Source organism: Niallia sp. MER 6 (genome assembly GCF_023714395.1).
Classification (GTDB): domain Bacteria; phylum Bacillota; class Bacilli; order Bacillales; family Cytobacillaceae; genus Niallia.
The window spans coordinates 79,065-96,724 of record NZ_JAMAUK010000017.1 but is presented as its reverse complement, the minus strand read 5'-3'; the positions used below and the strand labels follow the sequence as shown (position 1 = coordinate 96,724).

Genomic DNA, 17,660 nt, shown 5'->3' with positions numbered 1-17,660 from the left:
GGAAAGTTACCGGTTGAAAAATGCACTTTCTTCAATCAAAACACAAGATGGAATTTAATGTAAACACTAGCTGCAAGCCTATGTAAATTTCGCTGCATTTTTCTGCACTTTTTGCTTGCAAAAAACAGGTAATGGACAGGTGACGATTAAAGAAGCAAAAGCAGCAGGGTTCAGTATGCCAATAACGAGTGACCATTGGTTATACCCCTATATGCACGATGCTGATAAGGACGGTTTGGTAGGAGAGTAAGCCCTAGAATTATGAGGCAAAATAATATAGGAATGAGAGAACATTTAACTCGTTGGGAGTTTTATAACAATTTGCGAATGGATGTTTGTAAATGAACAACTGATATCAATGGTTGTATCATCTAGATTTGTATGGTTATTATTTTTCGTTAACAAGAGCATCTATCCAAAATGGATGAATGCTCTTGTTTCTTATGTCTAATATCTCAAAAATAGAAAATAAATGAAACGTTGTTTTGGAATTTATGGTAAAATGTGGATGTTGACTAATTTTGAGGATGGGTGACGTAATGGAATTAGCGGTTTTTAGACCTGTTTTTATTACCATGATTTCGGTTTTGTTATTGTTACTGATTTTAATTCTATTTAAAAAGAAATGGAAGCAACTCAATGGATTTACTGTTATAAGTATTTCATTAGTATGTCTAATAGTGGGTGCTATTAATATCTGGCAAGAAGGTATCGTTGTAGATGAATTTAATTTAGTAGGAGATGCTGTATCATTTGTAATGTTTCTTGTTATTGTAGTTCTATCTTTCCTTAATCCTGTATTGTTTAGTATTAAGAGATAATAATTTTTATTGCTGTTTCTAGATAAGGTGAAAACAGAGTTTAAAAAATCGAAACGAAAAAATCCAACTATTATATACAGAGGTGGATTTTCAACAGCATATAATTTACACCCAACAAAATACAGGTAAAAAGCGTAAAAAATTGTGAGGGTAGTTTTGAAGAAAGAAAAAAATGCATCCCATTAAGAATACATTTTTTATGTAGATTTATCCTTTTAGGTCGATAGAATTACCTAATGTTGGATGTGGAGCTTGAAGCATTTCCATCATTTGTGTTGCAGTTTGCTGAGTATTATCCATAGACATTTTAGTTAACGCTAAGCTTACACTTTGACTAAGTGAAGCTTGGTGCATGCTAACTGATAAAGCTGGGATATCCAAGAAACTCACCTCCCTTATTATTATCGGCAAAATAATATAAAAAATCTAAATTACTGTATAGAATGAAATGCAGATTGATGTGGAAGGGAACAGCTATAAAATGTAATGGATGATTAGCATTTGTACAGTTAGACTTAAAAAATGCTACAGATTCACATCTCCTTTAAAGCTAAATTTCAGCGAAGGGAGGTGAAGATTTAGGTAGAGTAATGTGGACAATGAGTATGTTGAATGAGATAAAATTCCTACAGATTTAACCCATTTGCAATAAAGTAAATGGCTTTAAATCAAGAAAAAAGGGTCTTGGTCAATGGAGTAGACATTTCTACAAATATACTAAATATATTAAAAATGTTATAAAAAGGTGGTGTTGAAGTGAAGAGATATTCTGCTGCACTTTCTATTGTCTTTACGTTAATAGGTATTAGCCCGTTATTTATCTATGACATTGGCGAATGGTTTTTACAAATATTAATCGTTTCCATGGCAATATCCTTAATATTTGCCTTGTATGCTGAAAAAAATATTTGGAGAAAGATTGCTCTTTGGTTTCTTGGCTTAGTGTTTCTTGTACTCGTACTATTTTTTCTTGCAATGACTATACTTTGGGATGAACCTTAATTTATATAGTAAGATATCTGTTTTAGACAGGTGTTTTTTTATTTTTGAGATATAAAGGAGTAGGAAAGGGGAATTGATTGTTAAACTAAATTAGCTTATTTAAACAATAATAAAATAGTAAGTACATAAACTGACTATTATAGAAGTATGTAAATATTCTCCCCCAATGGTGAATATAACTTATTTTGTCTGTCTGCCTTAGGGGGGAATATACTATTAGTTGTTATTGGTGTTTCGAGAGTAATCTAACCTTGGGGTAATCTTTAGGGGGATTACTCTTTTTTTTATCTGCATGTTTAAAGGATGGGTATTGTATTTGTCTCAATCGATATTTTTCTATTGTTGAAGTACACCAGCAAAAAGGGAAGAAACCCAGTAATATAGAATAATTAAGGTGAAAAATGTAGCAGGAGGAATTACTACGGCTGTTATTTTGATATAATCCCACCAACTAATGAAAACTTTACCTTTTCTGACGATATGCATCCACATTAAAGTGGCTAGTGTTCCCATCGGCAGCAGTAATGCTCCCATGTCGCTGCCTATTACGTTAGCCAAGTAAGCAACCTTCAATTCAAGCAAACTAAGATCCATATGTGTCAAGGTAAGGGTACCCACCATTAAGGCAGGGTGGTTATTGAAAATATTGGAAAGAACTGTTAGCAGTGTACCCATTAATACACTCGCTTGAAGCAGACTTCCTGAAACGACAGGCTCCATAAAACCAATCAGCCAGTTAGTCAAGCCAATATTATTGAGGCCGTAGATGATGGTATACATACTAAAGGCGAAGACGATGATATACCACGGGGTTTTCTTTAGCATATCAGCAGGGGATATTTTTAAATATATCCATCTCCAGGCTAAAAGAACGAGTGATCCGATGACAGCCATCACAGAAATCGGAATGTGAAGATAGGAGGCAAGAAACAAGCTACAGCGGACAGCAAGAACAAATAATAAAATATTTCTCATAAATTTTGAACGAGCTTTTTCTGATTCGTGTTGGATGACGGATTTTAATGGGTGATAGGAAGATCTAGACAGACCGGAAACTTGTACTGGAATTTTTTCGGGCAGGACTTTTTTAAACCGCAGAAACAGCAGGAAGGTCAAAAATAATAATCCAATACTTGATGGTACAAACATCATCGCTGTATGGAGCCATAAGTCCATATGGACAATTTTTAATGCAATTAGATTGACGATATTGCTTACACCAATTGGAGCACTTGAAGCAGTTGCAATTAGCGCCCCAGATAGTAAATAGGGGATTTTTTGATGATTTTTTAAGCGCATGTTGTTTAACAGCATGAGGAGAATCGGTGTTGTAATGAGTATGCTACCATCATTATTAAAAAATAGTGTCATTAGGAAACATAATAAATTGACATACCAGAATAAACGAATTCCTGATCCTTTTGCCATAGCTGCCAGTTTTTCTGCCACCCAATTAAAAAAACCAAAGCTTTCTAAAACAATTGCCATAACAATTGTTGCCATGATTGTAATAGCGGCGCCGCTGATTGTGTTCAATATGATGCCTAAATCGGAGAATGATACACTGCCGCAAAGCACAACAATAACTGCACCAACAGCTGCAGGCACTGCTTCATTCAATCCTTTAGGTCTCCAAAGTATTAACCCGAGGGTAACCAAAAAAGTGGCAATGGTTATCCAAACGGTGAAGTCGGCCATAAAAATACTCCTTTCATGTGATGAATAGTATGAATCTTTTTTGAAACGAAAGGGCATTTTCTCCGTTTGTAAGTAAATCCACTAATGTCTCTCCGTTTCATTTATCCCTCATGTGGTGCTGTACTATATCTATATGTATCACGATTAAGACAGGCCTTAGGTTTGTACCCTTTTTTCAATAAATCCACTAGAGTCTAAAAAATTCTACTCAATTACACAGAAGTTAACTGATACAAATGTAAAGGATGGAGTTGATGGGTGGTTTTGTCTGTGATTTCATTATGGAGAGATTTTTCTTAGATAAAGAAAAATCAGAAAGAGCATATATGATTGCTTCCTTCATGCTTTAATTTTTTATCTTGAAATTATTAAAAGGTAGAATTGGCTCAATGAGTTGGACAGAAAGTATTAGGGCTTGGAAATGGTAAGTCTATCTTGTTGATATATAATTAAAATCTTATTGGATTTATCTATCACGGATTATATAAATAAGAGTTTCCTTATGTAGTAAATATAGGCTTACAAATAGCAATCTAAATAAGCATGTTAGATGAGAAGGCGAATGGAAGAAAGAATATTTTTTTATCACAACAAATATTGGCCGAGTACTAGTTTTAGCAAAAGGCAGTATTGATGCGATTAATTTATGGAGTGATTATAGAAAGAAGCAAGCTGAAGAGGAGGGAATTTTTTTGAAGATATCCAATAGTTGTTGGCTGATGAAATATGAACTTTTAAAACCAAATTAATGTAAGCATTCGAATAATCTGGTGTTTTTGTTTTAGAAAAAATTTTCAGTCTCACCTTTTTTATGCTCCTGAATAATATGCCTTGAGTTTAAAAAAAGGGGAGATTGGGTATGGAAAACGTTAGAGATTTTGATGAGTCCTCAAGTCAACAGCACCATAAAATGAGTCATCATCATGAGCATCATAAACACAAGCATCATCAAAAATGCCATAAACTTTTATTTCAGTTTGTTCAAATTGAGACAAGAGACGATGAGATTCACCAAGGTATTCTTCACAGTTATGATGATGAGAATGTTTATATATTAGTATCAAACCAAAGTGGGAATGATAACAATCGCTTATTTATTCCATTTGGAGGGTTTGGTCTGTTTGGATTCCCGTTTTATGGTATCAGAAGATTTGGACCTTTTTATCCTATTTGGTGGTAAAAGCTTGCTCACATAGAATAGAGTGAAGCTAATACATTTAATGAAAAAGCCGGATATCTATTTTTAAGATAAAGCATGGCTATATAGAAATTGAAAAATCCCTGATGCAGAATCAGGGATTTTTTCAATTTCTAGAAAGGTTTATGACCATAACTGAATTTACTTAAATTCAAATTTCCTATAAAAAATCTCCACCCCAATATCCTTTTGCAAATAGAAATGATATCATAAACAAATGGAAGAGAGGTGTCTATAGATTTGGTTAAATAGAAGTTAATATGGAATTGTGGGCAATAATAAGGAATTGTGGGCAATAATAATACAGTATTTTTAACTTTTGCCAAGTCTATTTAGTTATGCAATTTATGGATAAATACTCTGACTTAGTGTTTTTCATTATAGCTGTTTTTTACTTTTATATGCGTGTTGTAAGAGATATAACATTTAACAGCTGGATACAAGTTTTTGTAGATGTAATTATGATTATTGGTGCTGTTATGTTTGCTATTTCTGTGTCTCTTACTATCCTCAGACGATTAAGGGAACGGAAAAACAATAAGGTAGGCTGAACAATTACTAGAAACGGAAGCATTCCACAACAACTGTGGATGCTTTTTCTTTTGCTGAATTCTTTATACTTTTTTTATACTTTTCTAGTCTAATTATTTATACCTCTCACTTATTCTAATAACATCTACAATGAAGGGATGAAATTTATGGCAGAAACAATTCTTAAAGCTGCAAATGTTTCGAAGGTATATGGCAAGCATAAAGCGCTTGATAAAGTATCAATTGAAATTAAGCGCGGGATGATCTATGGCTTGATTGGCGAAAATGGTGCAGGTAAATCGACTTTTATGCGGACGGTAATGGGATTGATATCTATTGATAGTGGGGAAATGGAACTATTTGGGCAATCAGGTGTAAAAGGCTTGCAGCGGGCACGAAGGAAGATGGGGCAATCTATTGAAACGCCGGCTCTTTATCCTGAGTTAACCGCACGGGAGAACTTGCGTGTTCAAGCGGCAAATGGCGGTGTGAGTGAACGTGAAATGGATGCTTTGCTGCAGTTAATGAATTTAAGTAATACAGGCAAGAAAAGAGCAAAAAATTTCTCATTGGGAATGCGCCAGCGTTTGGCGATTGCGTCAACACTTATTACTAATCCTGAGTTTCTCATTTTAGATGAACCGACAAATGGATTAGATCCGTCAGGAATTGTGGAAATGCGTGAGATTATTCAACGGTTGGTAACAGAACGAGGGATTACTGTGTTGCTTTCTAGTCATTTGCTTGATGAGCTTTCCCAAGTTGCGACCCATTACGGTATCTTGCATGATGGCAAACTGATTAGTGAATTTTCGCGGGAAGAGCTTGCGAAAGAAACTCGTCAATATATTGAATTAGAAACAACAGAGGTCGAAAAAGCTATTGTCGTTTTAGATGAATTAGGAATAAAGGATTATACAGTTATGAATAGGACAGAGATTAATATTTATGAACAGCTCGATGAAGTTGCTACTATAAATCGTTCATTAGTGCTGGCAAATGTAAATGTTTCACGAATTGGCACAACGAGACAAAAGCTCGAAGATTATTTCTTGCAGTTAACGGGAGGAAATAAAAATGCTTAATCTTTTAACAGCAGAAAAGATAAAATTAGTACGCAGTAAAAAGCTATGGATTGTTCTAGGCATACTTTCCATACTTCCTGTCATGCAAGCTATAAATAGTAAAATGATGGTCCATTATGGTACAGAACTCGTTCAAGCGATTGATACTGTAGTAAATGGTGCATCCAGTGTTTTGATGATCGAGAAAAATGCTTTAACTATTTTGCTTGTTATGAGTGCCTTTATCAGCTTCTTTATCGGCGAAGAATTTCAAAATGGTACGATTCGAAATGCATTATCTTTAGGGCGCAGCCGGACGCATTATTATTTGTCTAAGTTAATTGTAGCAGCACTGCTAGGCGTTATTGGAGTGCTGGCAATGACTGGGTTTGGCATAATCAGCTTTTCAGCTGTATTTGGCTTTGGTGAGCTTGGAGGTATTAGCAATTACAGCGAATACGCCTTTAAGGCTTTTAGTATACTGTACTTATTAATTCTGGCTAATGTGTCTATTTATGTTATGATTACGTTTATGACAAAAAACAGTGGGATTTCCTTGATTTGGAGTTTCCTTTATACGATGGCTACAGGTTTTGGTGCAGGGATTTTTCAGCAAACAACGCACTTTAAACAAGTAACGTTTTGGTTTACAGAATCCTTTCTGTTTTATTCAGATTTCGCCAGCAAAACAGATATCGCAAAATTTCCTGAGATGATATTGGTGAGTCTTATTACAATCATGTTATCATCAGCTATAGGAATCCTTCTGTTTAATCGAACAGATATAAAGTAGGTAGATTAGTGTGGCAGTAATATTAATTATAGAAGATGACACCGCCGTTCATTCTTTGATAAAAGAAACGATGGAAATAAATGGATTTAATACACTAAGTGCTTATTCAGGCACAGAAGGTAAAATGTTAGTCGAAAATAACCAAGCAGATGTCATTCTTTTAGATTTGATGCTTCCTGGTATGAATGGTGAGGAATTTCTACAACATATTAGAAGTACTTCTAGCATTCCTGTCATTGTCATTTCTGCAAAGATTGACCAGCCTTCTAAGTTGCAATTGTTAACGAACGGTGCAGATGATTACATCACGAAGCCCTTTGATGTAAAAGAGCTGCTTGCCCGAATTGATATTCAACTGCGCCATGCAGCAAAGGGTACAGCTGAGCATCGGCAAGAAATTCATTATAAAAATATCAGCCTTAATTTAGATACCCGTGAAGTAAAGCTAAGTGATCGGGCACTCCACCTTACTGGTCGTGAATTTGCAATCCTTCAATTACTTATGGAGAATCCCCAAAAAGTTTTCAGTCGTGCTAATATATATGAAAGTGTCTGGAACGAACCTTTTTTCGATAATGATAAAACGATTAACATGCACATTAGTAATTTACGAAATAAGCTTAATAGTAATGGGACCAACTATATTAAAACTGTCTGGGGCATCGGCTTTAAATTTGATTAATGAAAGGGCGTGAATGTTATGTGGATATTGTTCTTCTTCTTAGCATTGGCGCTGCTTGTTTATATATTTTTCTTAAAACGAGAACTGCGAAAATTAACAAGGGAAGTAAAAGAACTATCAACCCGCGCGAGCTTCGGAAGCAGGCTGTATCTTGATTTCCGCGAGAAGGCATTAATTCAATTAGTTGATGAACTAAACCAAATGATAGATGAATTTGAGCATAGGAATCACCAAGCTAAACAGATGGAAGAGAATGTGAAGTTATCAATTGCCGGGCTTTCCCATGATTTGCGAACACCGCTTACTTCCATCAATGGCTATGTGCAACTCTTAAATGTAGCTGCAGATGAAGCTAAGAAAGCCCAATATATTAGTATTATCGAACATTCCGTTCAGCGTTTAATTGAAATGACAGATCAATTTTATGACTTAGCACGAATGGAAACAAACCAAAAAGACATAGAATTAACTTCGCTTTCGCTTGTCACTATAGTCGAGGACATCTTTTTGTCTTTTTATGAGCAGCTAGAAGAAAGGAAGATTGAACTTCAATTCTCTGAACATAAACAGGATAATAGGATAATTGCAGATAAATTAATGTTAATACGTGTCATTCAAAATATTGTGCAAAATATCCTTCGTTATGCCAGTAGTCATGCAGCGATTAGCTATCGAATGGAAAAGGAGTATTTTCTATTAACGGTGAAAAATGATATAAAACCAGATAGTAAAATAGCGATTGATAAAGTATTTTCGCGTTTTTATACTGAGGTCTCTAGTCGAACAAATACAGAATCAAGCGGGCTAGGTCTTTATCTTTCGAAAAAGCTCGTGGAAAAAATGAATGGGAAAATGGAGGCGGAGCTTAAAGGGAATTGGTTTATTCTTACCATACAGCTTCCAGTACATAGAACGAATATTAATACTGTTTAGTAGTTTATTATGGAAAAAAGCAAACGATTCTTCTTTGAGGAGAATCGTTTTTTGTATTCTATAATACCTAATTCTTATAATCGTTAACCAAACTTAGGGGTTGTGCCTTCTCATAGATTTAATAACTTGAGTTAGTAGACCTAAATATTATAGGTTTATCCATTATTTTGAAAATGTACTATCAAAGCAGAGGTATGCGCATAAACGGTTTTTTGATTGCTTCATACAATACCTTTGTATTCTAGTTTTTTACAGAAAGGAGAATGAGAATGAGTTTACTAAATTTAATTGGGAACAGTGGTTTTGAAACAGGCGATCTAAGCAGCTGGATTTCAGAGAATGCCTCTGTGACTACCCAGTATTCCCATTCAGGTGCATACTCAGCACTTCTTGAACAAGGAGAAGGATCGACTTATTTAGGGCAGTTTGTTTCAGCATCTGCAGGAGAAAATCTTGAGCTAATTATATCGTTAGCTAAGCTTGATGATCTTCCAGCACCAGCAATGCTGTTACAATTGTTCTTTTTTGATGAGAATTTCCAGCTTCTTAATACAGGATTGTCCAACTATATCCCTCCCGGTAGATTACCAGATGCGGGAGTCAGTATTTGGAAGGAAGTCTACTTGACTGCAAGCAGTGCACCGAGTGAAACACGCCAAGCATATTTATTAATCAGCGTTATTCCTTCGGAGGGAACTTCAAATGTGCTAGTAGATGATGTAGCTCTTCTAACAGCAACCGGCATTATAGGCCCAACCGGACCGACTGGACCGACTGGACCAGCGGGAGCAACAGGAGCAACAGGCCCAACAGGTCCAGTGGGAGCAACAGGAGCGACAGGCCCAATCGGTCCAGCGGGGGCAACAGGAGCGACAGGTCCAATCGGTCCAGCGGGAGAAGTAGGTCCAACAGGCCCAGCCGGTCCAGCAGGAGAAGTAGGTCCGACAGGAGCAACAGGCCCAGCCGGTCCAGCAGGAGAAGTAGGTCCGACAGGAGCAACAGGCCCAGCCGGTCCAGCAGGAGAAGTAGGCCCGACAGGAGCAACGGGTCCAGCAGGAGAAGTAGGTCCGACAGGAGCAACGGGCCCAGCAGGAGAAGTAGGTCCGACAGGAGCAACGGGCCCAGCAGGAGAAGTAGGTCCGACAGGAGCAACAGGCCCAGCTGGCCCAACAGGAGAAGTAGGCCCGACAGGAGCAACGGGTCCAGCGGGAGAAGTCGGTCCAACAGGAGCAACAGGTCCAGCGGGAGAAGCCGGTCCGACAGGAGCAACGGGTCCAGCGGGAGAAGTCGGTCCAACAGGAGCAACGGGCCCAGCAGGAGAAGTAGGTCCAACAGGCCCAGCCGGTCCAGCGGGAGAAGTAGGCCCGACAGGAGCAACGGGTCCAGCGGGAGAAGTAGGCCCAACAGGAGCAACGGGCCCAGCGGGAGAAGCCGGTCCAACAGGAGCAACAGGTCCAGCGGGAGAAGCCGGTCCGACAGGAGCAACGGGCCCAGCGGGAGAAGTAGGTCCGACAGGAGCAACAGGCCCAGCCGGTCCAGCAGGAGAAGTAGGTCCGACAGGAGCAACAGGCCCAGCCGGTCCAACAGGCCCAGCTGGCCCAACAGGAGCAACGGGTCCAGCAGGAGAAGTAGGTCCGACAGGAGCAACGGGCCCAGCAGGAGAAGTAGGTCCGACAGGAGCAACAGGCCCAGCTGGCCCAACAGGAGAAGTAGGCCCGACAGGAGCAACGGGTCCAGTGGGAGAAGCCGGTCCAACAGGAGCAACAGGTCCAGCGGGAGAAGCCGGTCCGACAGGAGCAACGGGTCCAGCGGGAGAAGTAGGCCCAACAGGAGCAACGGGCCCAGCGGGAGAAGTAGGCCCAACAGGAGCAACAGGCCCAGCGGGAGAAGTAGGTCCAACAGGAGCAACAGGCCCAGCGGGAGAAACAGGCCCAACAGGTCCAACGGGAGAAATAGGCCCGACAGGAGCAACGGGTCCAGCGGGAGAAGTAGGCCCAACAGGCCCAGCCGGTCCAGCGGGAGAAGTAGGTCCAACAGGAGCCACTGGCCCAGCAGGAGAAGTAGGTCCAACAGGAGCAACGGGCCCAGCAGGAGAAGTAGGCCCAACAGGAGCAACGGGTCCAGCGGGAGAAGCCGGTCCAACAGGAGCAACCGGCCCAGCAGGAGAAGCCGGTCCAACAGGTCCAACAGGTCCAACAGGTCCAGCGGGAGAAGCGGGTCCAACAGGAGCAACAGGCCCAGCGGGAGAAGCGGGTCCAACAGGTCCAGCCGGTCCAGCAGGAGAAGTAGGCCCAACAGGAGCAACGGGTCCAGCGGGAGAAGTAGGCCCAACAGGCCCAGCCGGTCCAGCGGGAGAAGTAGGTCCAACAGGAGCCACTGGCCCAGCAGGAGAAGTAGGTCCAACAGGCCCAGCCGGTCCAGCGGGAGAAGTAGGTCCAACAGGAGCAACGGGTCCAGCAGGAGAAACAGGCCCAACAGGCCCAGCCGGTCCAGCGGGAGAAGTAGGTCCAACAGGAGCAACGGGTCCAGCAGGAGAAACAGGCCCAACAGGCCCAGCCGGTCCAGCGGGAGAAGTAGGTCCAACAGGAGCCACTGGCCCAGCGGGAGAAACAGGCCCAACAGGCCCAGCCGGTCCAGCAGGAGAAGTAGGCCCGACAGGAGCAACAGGCCCAGCCGGTCCAGCAGGAGAAGTAGGTCCAACAGGCCCAGCCGGTCCAGCAGGAGAAGTAGGCCCAACAGGCCCAGCCGGTCCAGCGGGAGAAGCCGGTCCAACAGGAGCAACGGGTCCAGCGGGAGAAGCCGGTCCAACAGGAGCAACAGGCCCAGCCGGTCCAGCAGGAGAAGTAGGCCCGACAGGAGCAACAGGCCCAGCCGGTCCAGCAGGAGAAGTAGGTCCGACAGGAGCAACAGGCCCAGCGGGAGAAGCCGGTCCAACAGGTCCAACAGGTCCAGCGGGAGAAATAGGCCCGACAGGAGCAACGGGTCCAGCAGGAGAAGCGGGTCCAACAGGCCCAGCCGGCCCAGCGGGAGAAGTAGGTCCAACAGGAGCAACAGGCCCAGCGGGAGAAGCGGGTCCAACAGGCCCAGCCGGTCCAGCGGGAGAAGTAGGTCCAACAGGTCCAACAGGAGCCACTGGCCCAGCAGGAGAAGTAGGTCCAACAGGCCCAGCCGGTCCAGCGGGAGAAGTAGGCCCAACAGGAGCAACAGGCCCAGCGGGAGAAGTAGGTCCAACAGGAGCAACGGGTCCAGCCGGTCCAACAGGACCGACAGGCCCAAGCGGTGATCCTTCTGTTTCTGCATTGTTCTTCGACCAAGCTGCCGCAGCATTGGCATTACCTTTAGATGCGGCAACTGTTGTGAATACTGTTGCTGTTCCTGTCACTGCTGGTAATGAGGTGAAAATTGATACGTCACAGCAGCTGGATTTTGTTACTGCTGCGGATTGGAGTATAGATTTTAATGTAAACATCAGCAGAGATGGAACGGTGATTGATACGCAAGGAATTAGCCGGGACGGAGCAGCTGCCGGGACGCAGCGGTTTATTGCTTCTGTTACTGTTGTCGATGTTCCAGCGGAAACGGGGACAGCTACGTATACGGTAACGATTGAACCAATTACAGCTACAAATGTTACTGCAGCCACTTCGGAAAATCGAAAGACAAATATCATTCGCTTTGTATAAGGATATGTATTTGAAAAAGGAGTAGGTTCGCCTACTCCTTTTTTTATTTGGGCAAGAAAAAGGATGTACTGTTTTGGATTGCATCCTTAAAAGTCTTACTATACATTTATTTTACTAATGTGATGCCTTCAAATATTGACTGCCATAGATGATCGTTTCCGTCCCAAATTTCATCATTTGGTAATTCAAGTACACAGACATTGCTGATGCCCCAGTCCTGCTCGATGATTTCTTTTACTGGTGCATGGTTGACGATTAACAGGCGATAAGAGTTTTTAACTAGTTGGGATAATTCATTATTTAACTCAGTCGCTCCTTCTAATGTTGCTTCTGTTCTAATAAATAATAGGTTTGGGGATGCGGACAAAGCTTCCATGAAACGATTGATTCGTTTTTGATATTTTTCTTGAACTTGCGGCAAACTTCCCAGGTGCTCCAATGTGTTAACATCTTTTTTAAAATCATGATTAAAGCCAATATTATATAGTTTATCATGTACAAGTATGTCATCCTCATTAACATACTGCAGCGGCTCTAGGTTTTCTTCTTTAAGAAAATCGGCGAAATTTGATTGAAATAAGATAATAATCTTAAATAAATTCGGTGTGCCTACCCAATCGAATGGTCCAGCTTGTTGTCTTAAATTAAATTTCCTCAATTTCAAAGCAGGAATGCAGTTTTCTCCTAAACTAAAAATTTGATTATATTCTCCTTTAATATCAGCAAGTTTCATTCGTTTTTCCCCTACGTTCAAATTTTTATAGTTTGTAAACATTTACTTTATACTATATTAAATGGTTATTTTTACAAAAGGCTAAGCTATATGTGGATAATTTTTAAAAAGGGCAATCATCACTAACAACTGGATAAATATGGACAGTTTTTTCTTCTTAAATAGGGGAATGTTTATAAGGAGGTGATAGTAATGGATGAAAAGAAAAAGTCAGGCCTAAATAATGCTCATACAAATATGGACAACCCTGAACAATATCCTACCGAAAACGAAAGCCTATTTGATAAGTTTGAAAGTGAACAAACAGTGGATTCATTGCCGATGGAAGATATAAAAGAAGAATATCGGGAAGAAAAAGCAAAGCATGATACGAAGAATACATCTTCTAGTGAAAAGAAATATAAAACAGGAATGTAATGAAGATAGCAATAGCAGCTGTATGTTTTAACAGCTGTTTTTTTTATTAATAGGAATATAAAAAAGACTCGGCATAATATTGCCGAGTCTAAAGTACGTTATGGCTTAAGTATGACTTTAATTACTTCATCCTGATGATCATTAAACATTTGATAGGCATTGCTGGCGTCATCAAGGGAAATTCGATGTGTAATGATTTCTGTCGGGTCAATTTCTCCTGTTGTTATCTTATCAAACAGCATTGGCATATAGTGAATAACAGGGGCTTGACCAGTTTTTATGTTAATATTTCGTTCAAATATTTGTCCTAATGGGAACATATTGTATTTAGAGCCGTAAACACCTGTTAATTGCATCGTTCCGAATTTACGAACAGCATTTAGTCCGATTTCTATAGCGCTTAATGTCCCGCCCTGGATTTTCAATTTTTGTCCGATTGCTTCCATTGTTGATTTTTTTCCATCCATTCCAACACAGTCAATCACGACATCTGCTCCACCGGCGGTTATTTCTTTGATGAAATTTCCTGCATCCTCATGTTCGTCAAAATTAATTGTTTCGACTTTATTCATGTTTTTGGCATGGTTTAAGCGGTAGGGGATATTATCAACAGCAATGACGCGCTTTGCACCTTTCATCCAGGCGAATTTTTGGGTCATTAAGCCGATAGGTCCGCAACCTAATACGACCACTGTGTCTCCTTTTTTTACTCCAGAGTTTTCGATACTCCAGTACGCTGTTGGCAGTACGTCAGACATAAACAGCAATGCTTCGTCTTCCAATTCGCAGTTTTCAGGAATTACAAATGGCATAAAGTTTCCGTATGGCACACGCAATAATTCTGCTTGGCCGCCTTGATAATCGCCGTAACGTTCTGTGAAGCCAAAGTATGCACCAGTATCGGTAATTTGCTTGTTTGGGTTAGAGTTATCACATTGACTTTCCATATCATGTTCACAATAATAACAGTGGCCGCATGAAATATTAAATGGAAGTACAACGCGGTCTCCTTTTTTGACTTTTGTTACCTCAGATCCTACTTCTTCGACTATTCCCATTGGTTCATGCCCAATTACATAGTCCTTCTCAGCAGGAATAGCGCCTTGATAGATATGCAAATCAGATCCGCAAATCGCTGTCGAAGTAATTCTGACAATAATATCGTCCTTTTTATGAAGCTTCGGATCTGCGACCTGCTTTACTTGTACATCTTTTGTTCCTTGAAACGTCACTGCTTTCATGTCAAAGTATCCTCCTCTTTAGTAGGTGTTACTTACTACTTACCCAAACTTTTATATGGCAAACTATTTTACTATAGAAATAGTCTTTATCAAGGAGGACGAAAAAACTGTCCTGTATGCAGGACAGTCTAAATCATTGTTTAAATTCATTCAATCTTTCATATGTTTCCAGCAAAAAGTCATAAAATAATTCCTCTGTTGGCAAAAGCTTTCTTTGCGTCGGATAGATGACACCAACCGTTCTGGTCAGATTGCTGTCTGCAATCGGAATAATAACGGTAGAGCGGGGCGTATTGTCGACCAGCGTCATCTCAGGCATTAATGCAACCCCTAAACCAGCGGACACTAACCCTTTTAATGCATCAATATCCTTGCCTTCAAAGGCAATACTCGGTGAGAAGTGAGCGTCCTTGCATGCTTGTACGACTTGTTCTCGAAAGACGAAACCTTCTGGCAGCACACAAAAGGGCTCATCCTTTAAGTCACGAAGTCTTATAGAGGCTCTGTTTGCTAATGGATGATGGTTTGGAACTAATGCAACAATATTTTCCGTGAAGAGGGTAGCTCCTTTAATCTTCGGCTCTTTTTCCTGATTTGGCATTGGCGCCATCATGGCTAAATTGAAGTCACCTTTGATAACACCGTCGATTAAATCATAATAAAGAGCATTGCTCATTTGAAATTTAGCCTCAGGGTATCTTGTCCTAAATGCATAGATGATCGATGGCAATGTGTGTGCTGCCATGCTGATTGGAAAGGCAATTCTGACGGTTCCTTTTTCAGGGTCTAAATATTCCTTTACCTCTCTTTTGGCATCCTCCATCATGTTCCACACCTGTTTCATTCGTTCAAAAAAGATTTTTCCTAAAGGTGTCAGCTTTACACGGCGGCCTTCGCGGATGAACAACTCGATTCCTAATTCCTCTTCTAAATTGAATATTTGCCTGCTGACAGAGGATTGCGCAATATGCAAAGCATCTGCTGCTTCTGTTACATGTTCTCGTTTTGCGACTTCTAAAAAGTATTGAATTTGTCTTGTTTCCATGTTTTCAACTCTCCTAATGCGTTTAACGCATGAATCTCATCCGAAATTAGTATTGGAACTATCAATTATAAAATTATAAAATGAAACCACATTTAAGAAAAGGGAATTTTCTAAAACTTAAAACATCTTTAGGAGCTGAGTTCGAATGAAAGTGGTGGAATATATGGAAGTAGCACAAACAAATGAAATTGAAATCGCAAAAGACTATGTTAATCATTTATATAAACAGGTAGTGGAGCGTAATCCCCATGAAATAGAATTCCACCAAGCGGTAAAGGAAGTACTGGACTCTTTAATTCCTGTTCTTGCGAAAAACCCTGAATATATAAAAAAATCTGTGCTGGACAGAATCGCAGAACCTGAACGGATGATTAGCTTTAGAGTGCCGTGGGTTGATGATAATGGTAATATCATGGTGAACAGAGGATTCCGCGTACAGTTTAACAGTGCGATTGGTCCTTACAAAGGCGGACTGCGTTTCCATCCGTCTGTTAATGCAAGTATTATTAAATTTCTAGGGTTTGAGCAAATTTTCAAAAACTCTCTAACTGGCCAGCCAATCGGCGGGGGGAAGGGCGGCTCTGATTTTGATCCAAAAGGAAAATCAGATATGGAAATTATGCGCTTTTGCCAAAGCTTTATGACAGAGCTAGCAAGACATATTGGCCCAGATACAGATGTGCCTGCTGGAGATATTGGTGTCGGAGCAAGAGAAATTGGTTATATGTTCGGCCAATATAAAAAACTGAAAGGCAGCTTTGAAGCAGGAGTGCTGACAGGAAAAGGCATCGGTTATGGAGGAAGTCTTGGCAGGAAAGAAGCAACTGGTTACGGTCTAGTCTATTTTGTCGAAGAGATGCTTAACAATAAAGGCTTAGGTTTTAAAGACAGCACTGTAGTCGTATCTGGTTCTGGAAATGTAAGCATATATGCAATGGAAAAGGCCATGCAGCTAGGCGCAAAAGTTGTAGCTTGCAGTGATTCAAGCGGCTATATTTACGACCCAAACGGAATTGACTTAAATACAGTAAAGCAATTAAAAGAAGCAGAATCTAAACGGATTTCAGAATATGTTAACGAGCATCCAAGCGCTACCTATTCTGAAGGCTGTGCAGGAATTTGGCAAGTCCCTTGTGAGATTGCTTTGCCAAGTGCTACGCAAAATGAGCTGGACAAGGAAGCTGCCAATATCTTACTAAGTAATGGAGTAAAGGCAGTCGGTGAAGGTGCCAATATGCCGTCCACACAAGAGGCAGTCGATCTTTTTATTGAAAACAATGTTTTATTTGGACCAGCAAAAGCAGCGAATGCTGGCGGAGTTGCTGTGTCAGCATTGGAAATGGCACAAAATAGTGCAAGGCTTTCTTGGACACAGGAAGAAGTCGATCAAAAGCTCCAAGTAATTATGAAAGATATCTATAGTAAGAGTATGCAAGCTTCTGAAGAATATGATGTACCAGGCAATCTTGTAGCAGGTGCTAATATTGCAGGCTTTAAAAAAGTGGCTGATGCTATGCTCGAACAAGGTGTTATTTAAGTAAAAGTACAGAGATAAAAAAAGCAGGTCACTTTAAAAATGACCTGCTTTTAGTTATAGGAGGAGAATAACCTGTTCATTGAATTACTGGGAAATTACGGTTCCTCATTAATGTGGAAGAGCAGCTTATAAAGCTTTATTTAAGTTAATAACAGGAGTTTAAATATTAAGATTGAATCAAATAATAACCTTTTATCTTACGAGAAATAATATATTAGAATAGTATTTTTTAAAAGGGTTATGTTTGTTTAGATAGGTTATGGTGTATGCGGTTTTAATAAA

The 17,660-nt window shown here is 40.4% G+C and carries 15 protein-coding genes and 1 pseudogene; 11 read left to right on the top strand and 5 right to left on the bottom strand.

What is annotated here, in order from left to right:
* Nucleotides 1-127 precede the first annotated feature (127 nt).
* Both M3600_RS29525 and M3600_RS18635 read left to right on the top strand, forming a co-directional pair.
* Nucleotides 128-250, top strand: a pseudogene (locus M3600_RS29525) (DNA/RNA non-specific endonuclease); the annotation flags it as partial.
* A gap of 289 nt (nt 251-539) precedes the next feature.
* Complete coding sequence (locus M3600_RS18635) at nt 540-821, top strand: hypothetical protein (protein ID WP_237941285.1); 282 nt, start codon at nt 540-542, stop codon at nt 819-821.
* A gap of 207 nt (nt 822-1,028) precedes the next feature.
* Here the strand turns inward: M3600_RS18635 and M3600_RS18630 are convergent, their stop codons facing one another.
* Nucleotides 1,029-1,202, bottom strand: coding sequence for a YjfB family protein (locus tag M3600_RS18630; protein WP_233314103.1), 174 nt, complete (start codon nt 1,200-1,202; stop codon nt 1,029-1,031).
* A 375-nt stretch (nt 1,203-1,577) separates the two neighbouring features.
* Between M3600_RS18630 and M3600_RS18625 the strand changes: the two genes are divergently transcribed.
* Entirely contained in the window at nt 1,578-1,823 is a 246-nt protein-coding gene (locus M3600_RS18625; RefSeq protein ID WP_233314102.1) for a hypothetical protein, read from the top strand.
* A 336-nt stretch (nt 1,824-2,159) separates the two neighbouring features.
* Here M3600_RS18625 and M3600_RS18620 read toward each other — a convergent pair whose 3' ends face one another.
* Entirely contained in the window at nt 2,160-3,521 is a 1,362-nt protein-coding gene (locus tag M3600_RS18620; RefSeq protein WP_251647027.1) for an arsenic transporter, read from the bottom strand.
* A gap of 859 nt (nt 3,522-4,380) precedes the next feature.
* On the opposite strand from M3600_RS18620, the gene M3600_RS18615 reads away from it, so the two are divergent.
* From M3600_RS18615 to M3600_RS18590, 6 genes are all read left to right on the top strand, one after another.
* The gene (locus M3600_RS18615; protein ID WP_233314100.1) at nt 4,381-4,701 is read left to right on the top strand and encodes a hypothetical protein; all 321 of its coding nucleotides are present in this window, start codon (nt 4,381-4,383) and stop codon (nt 4,699-4,701) included.
* Between the two features lie 716 nt (nt 4,702-5,417).
* Entirely contained in the window at nt 5,418-6,335 is a 918-nt protein-coding gene (locus M3600_RS18610) for an ATP-binding cassette domain-containing protein (RefSeq protein ID WP_233314099.1), read from the top strand.
* Nucleotides 6,328-7,107: an ABC transporter permease gene (locus tag M3600_RS18605; protein WP_237941288.1), complete on the top strand. Its 780-nt coding sequence runs from the start codon at nt 6,328-6,330 to the stop codon at nt 7,105-7,107. The genes M3600_RS18610 and M3600_RS18605 overlap by 8 nt, the downstream gene beginning before the upstream one ends.
* A gap of 10 nt (nt 7,108-7,117) precedes the next feature.
* A complete protein-coding gene (locus M3600_RS29225; protein WP_251647026.1) occupies nt 7,118-7,789 on the top strand; it encodes a response regulator transcription factor in 672 nt (223 codons plus the stop codon).
* 18 nt (nt 7,790-7,807) lie between these two features.
* Nucleotides 7,808-8,722, top strand: a complete 915-nt coding sequence (locus tag M3600_RS18595) for a sensor histidine kinase (RefSeq protein WP_233314096.1) — start codon at nt 7,808-7,810, stop codon at nt 8,720-8,722.
* 269 nt (nt 8,723-8,991) lie between these two features.
* Nucleotides 8,992-12,405 (top strand): NTTRR-F1 domain, encoded by a 3,414-nt coding sequence (locus tag M3600_RS18590; protein WP_251647025.1) that lies wholly within the window; start codon nt 8,992-8,994, stop codon nt 12,403-12,405.
* Between the two features lie 106 nt (nt 12,406-12,511).
* On the opposite strand, the gene M3600_RS18585 is transcribed toward M3600_RS18590, so the two are convergent.
* Entirely contained in the window at nt 12,512-13,138 is a 627-nt protein-coding gene (locus M3600_RS18585) for a DUF1796 family putative cysteine peptidase (protein ID WP_237941292.1), read from the bottom strand.
* Between the two features lie 192 nt (nt 13,139-13,330).
* Here M3600_RS18585 and M3600_RS18580 point away from each other — a divergent pair, with 192 nt between their 5' ends.
* Nucleotides 13,331-13,555 (top strand): hypothetical protein, encoded by a 225-nt coding sequence (locus M3600_RS18580; RefSeq protein ID WP_237941293.1) that lies wholly within the window; start codon nt 13,331-13,333, stop codon nt 13,553-13,555.
* 98 nt (nt 13,556-13,653) lie between these two features.
* Here M3600_RS18580 and M3600_RS18575 read toward each other — a convergent pair whose 3' ends face one another.
* Both M3600_RS18575 and gltC read right to left on the bottom strand, forming a co-directional pair.
* On the bottom strand, nt 13,654-14,796 hold the full coding sequence (locus tag M3600_RS18575) for a zinc-dependent alcohol dehydrogenase (protein WP_237941294.1): 1,143 nt from the start codon (nt 14,794-14,796) through the stop codon (nt 13,654-13,656).
* A 133-nt stretch (nt 14,797-14,929) separates the two neighbouring features.
* Nucleotides 14,930-15,841, bottom strand: coding sequence for a glutamate biosynthesis transcriptional regulator GltC (gene gltC / locus M3600_RS18570; RefSeq protein ID WP_233314091.1), 912 nt, complete (start codon nt 15,839-15,841; stop codon nt 14,930-14,932).
* 145 nt (nt 15,842-15,986) lie between these two features.
* On the opposite strand from gltC, the gene gdhA reads away from it, so the two are divergent.
* Nucleotides 15,987-17,378: an NADP-specific glutamate dehydrogenase gene (gene gdhA / locus M3600_RS18565; RefSeq protein WP_251647024.1), complete on the top strand. Its 1,392-nt coding sequence runs from the start codon at nt 15,987-15,989 to the stop codon at nt 17,376-17,378.
* Nucleotides 17,379-17,660: the final 282 nt, after the last annotated feature.

What these genes read in the sequence shown, in the direction of transcription:
- M3600_RS18635 (WP_237941285.1), top strand. Translation starts at nt 540, where the DNA reads ATGGAATTAGCGGTTTTTAGACCTGTTTTTATTACCATGATTTCGGTT.
- M3600_RS18620 (WP_251647027.1), bottom strand. Translation starts at nt 3,521, where the DNA reads ATGGCCGACTTCACCGTTTGGATAACCATTGCCACTTTTTTGGTTACC.
- M3600_RS18615 (WP_233314100.1), top strand. Translation starts at nt 4,381, where the DNA reads ATGGAAAACGTTAGAGATTTTGATGAGTCCTCAAGTCAACAGCACCAT.
- M3600_RS18610 (WP_233314099.1), top strand. Translation starts at nt 5,418, where the DNA reads ATGGCAGAAACAATTCTTAAAGCTGCAAATGTTTCGAAGGTATATGGC.
- M3600_RS18605 (WP_237941288.1), top strand. Translation starts at nt 6,328, where the DNA reads ATGCTTAATCTTTTAACAGCAGAAAAGATAAAATTAGTACGCAGTAAA.
- M3600_RS18595 (WP_233314096.1), top strand. Translation starts at nt 7,808, where the DNA reads ATGTGGATATTGTTCTTCTTCTTAGCATTGGCGCTGCTTGTTTATATA.
- M3600_RS18590 (WP_251647025.1), top strand. Translation starts at nt 8,992, where the DNA reads ATGAGTTTACTAAATTTAATTGGGAACAGTGGTTTTGAAACAGGCGAT.
- M3600_RS18585 (WP_237941292.1), bottom strand. Translation starts at nt 13,138, where the DNA reads ATGAAACTTGCTGATATTAAAGGAGAATATAATCAAATTTTTAGTTTA.
- M3600_RS18580 (WP_237941293.1), top strand. Translation starts at nt 13,331, where the DNA reads ATGGATGAAAAGAAAAAGTCAGGCCTAAATAATGCTCATACAAATATG.
- M3600_RS18575 (WP_237941294.1), bottom strand. Translation starts at nt 14,796, where the DNA reads ATGAAAGCAGTGACGTTTCAAGGAACAAAAGATGTACAAGTAAAGCAG.
- gltC (WP_233314091.1), bottom strand. Translation starts at nt 15,841, where the DNA reads ATGGAAACAAGACAAATTCAATACTTTTTAGAAGTCGCAAAACGAGAA.
- gdhA (WP_251647024.1), top strand. Translation starts at nt 15,987, where the DNA reads ATGAAAGTGGTGGAATATATGGAAGTAGCACAAACAAATGAAATTGAA.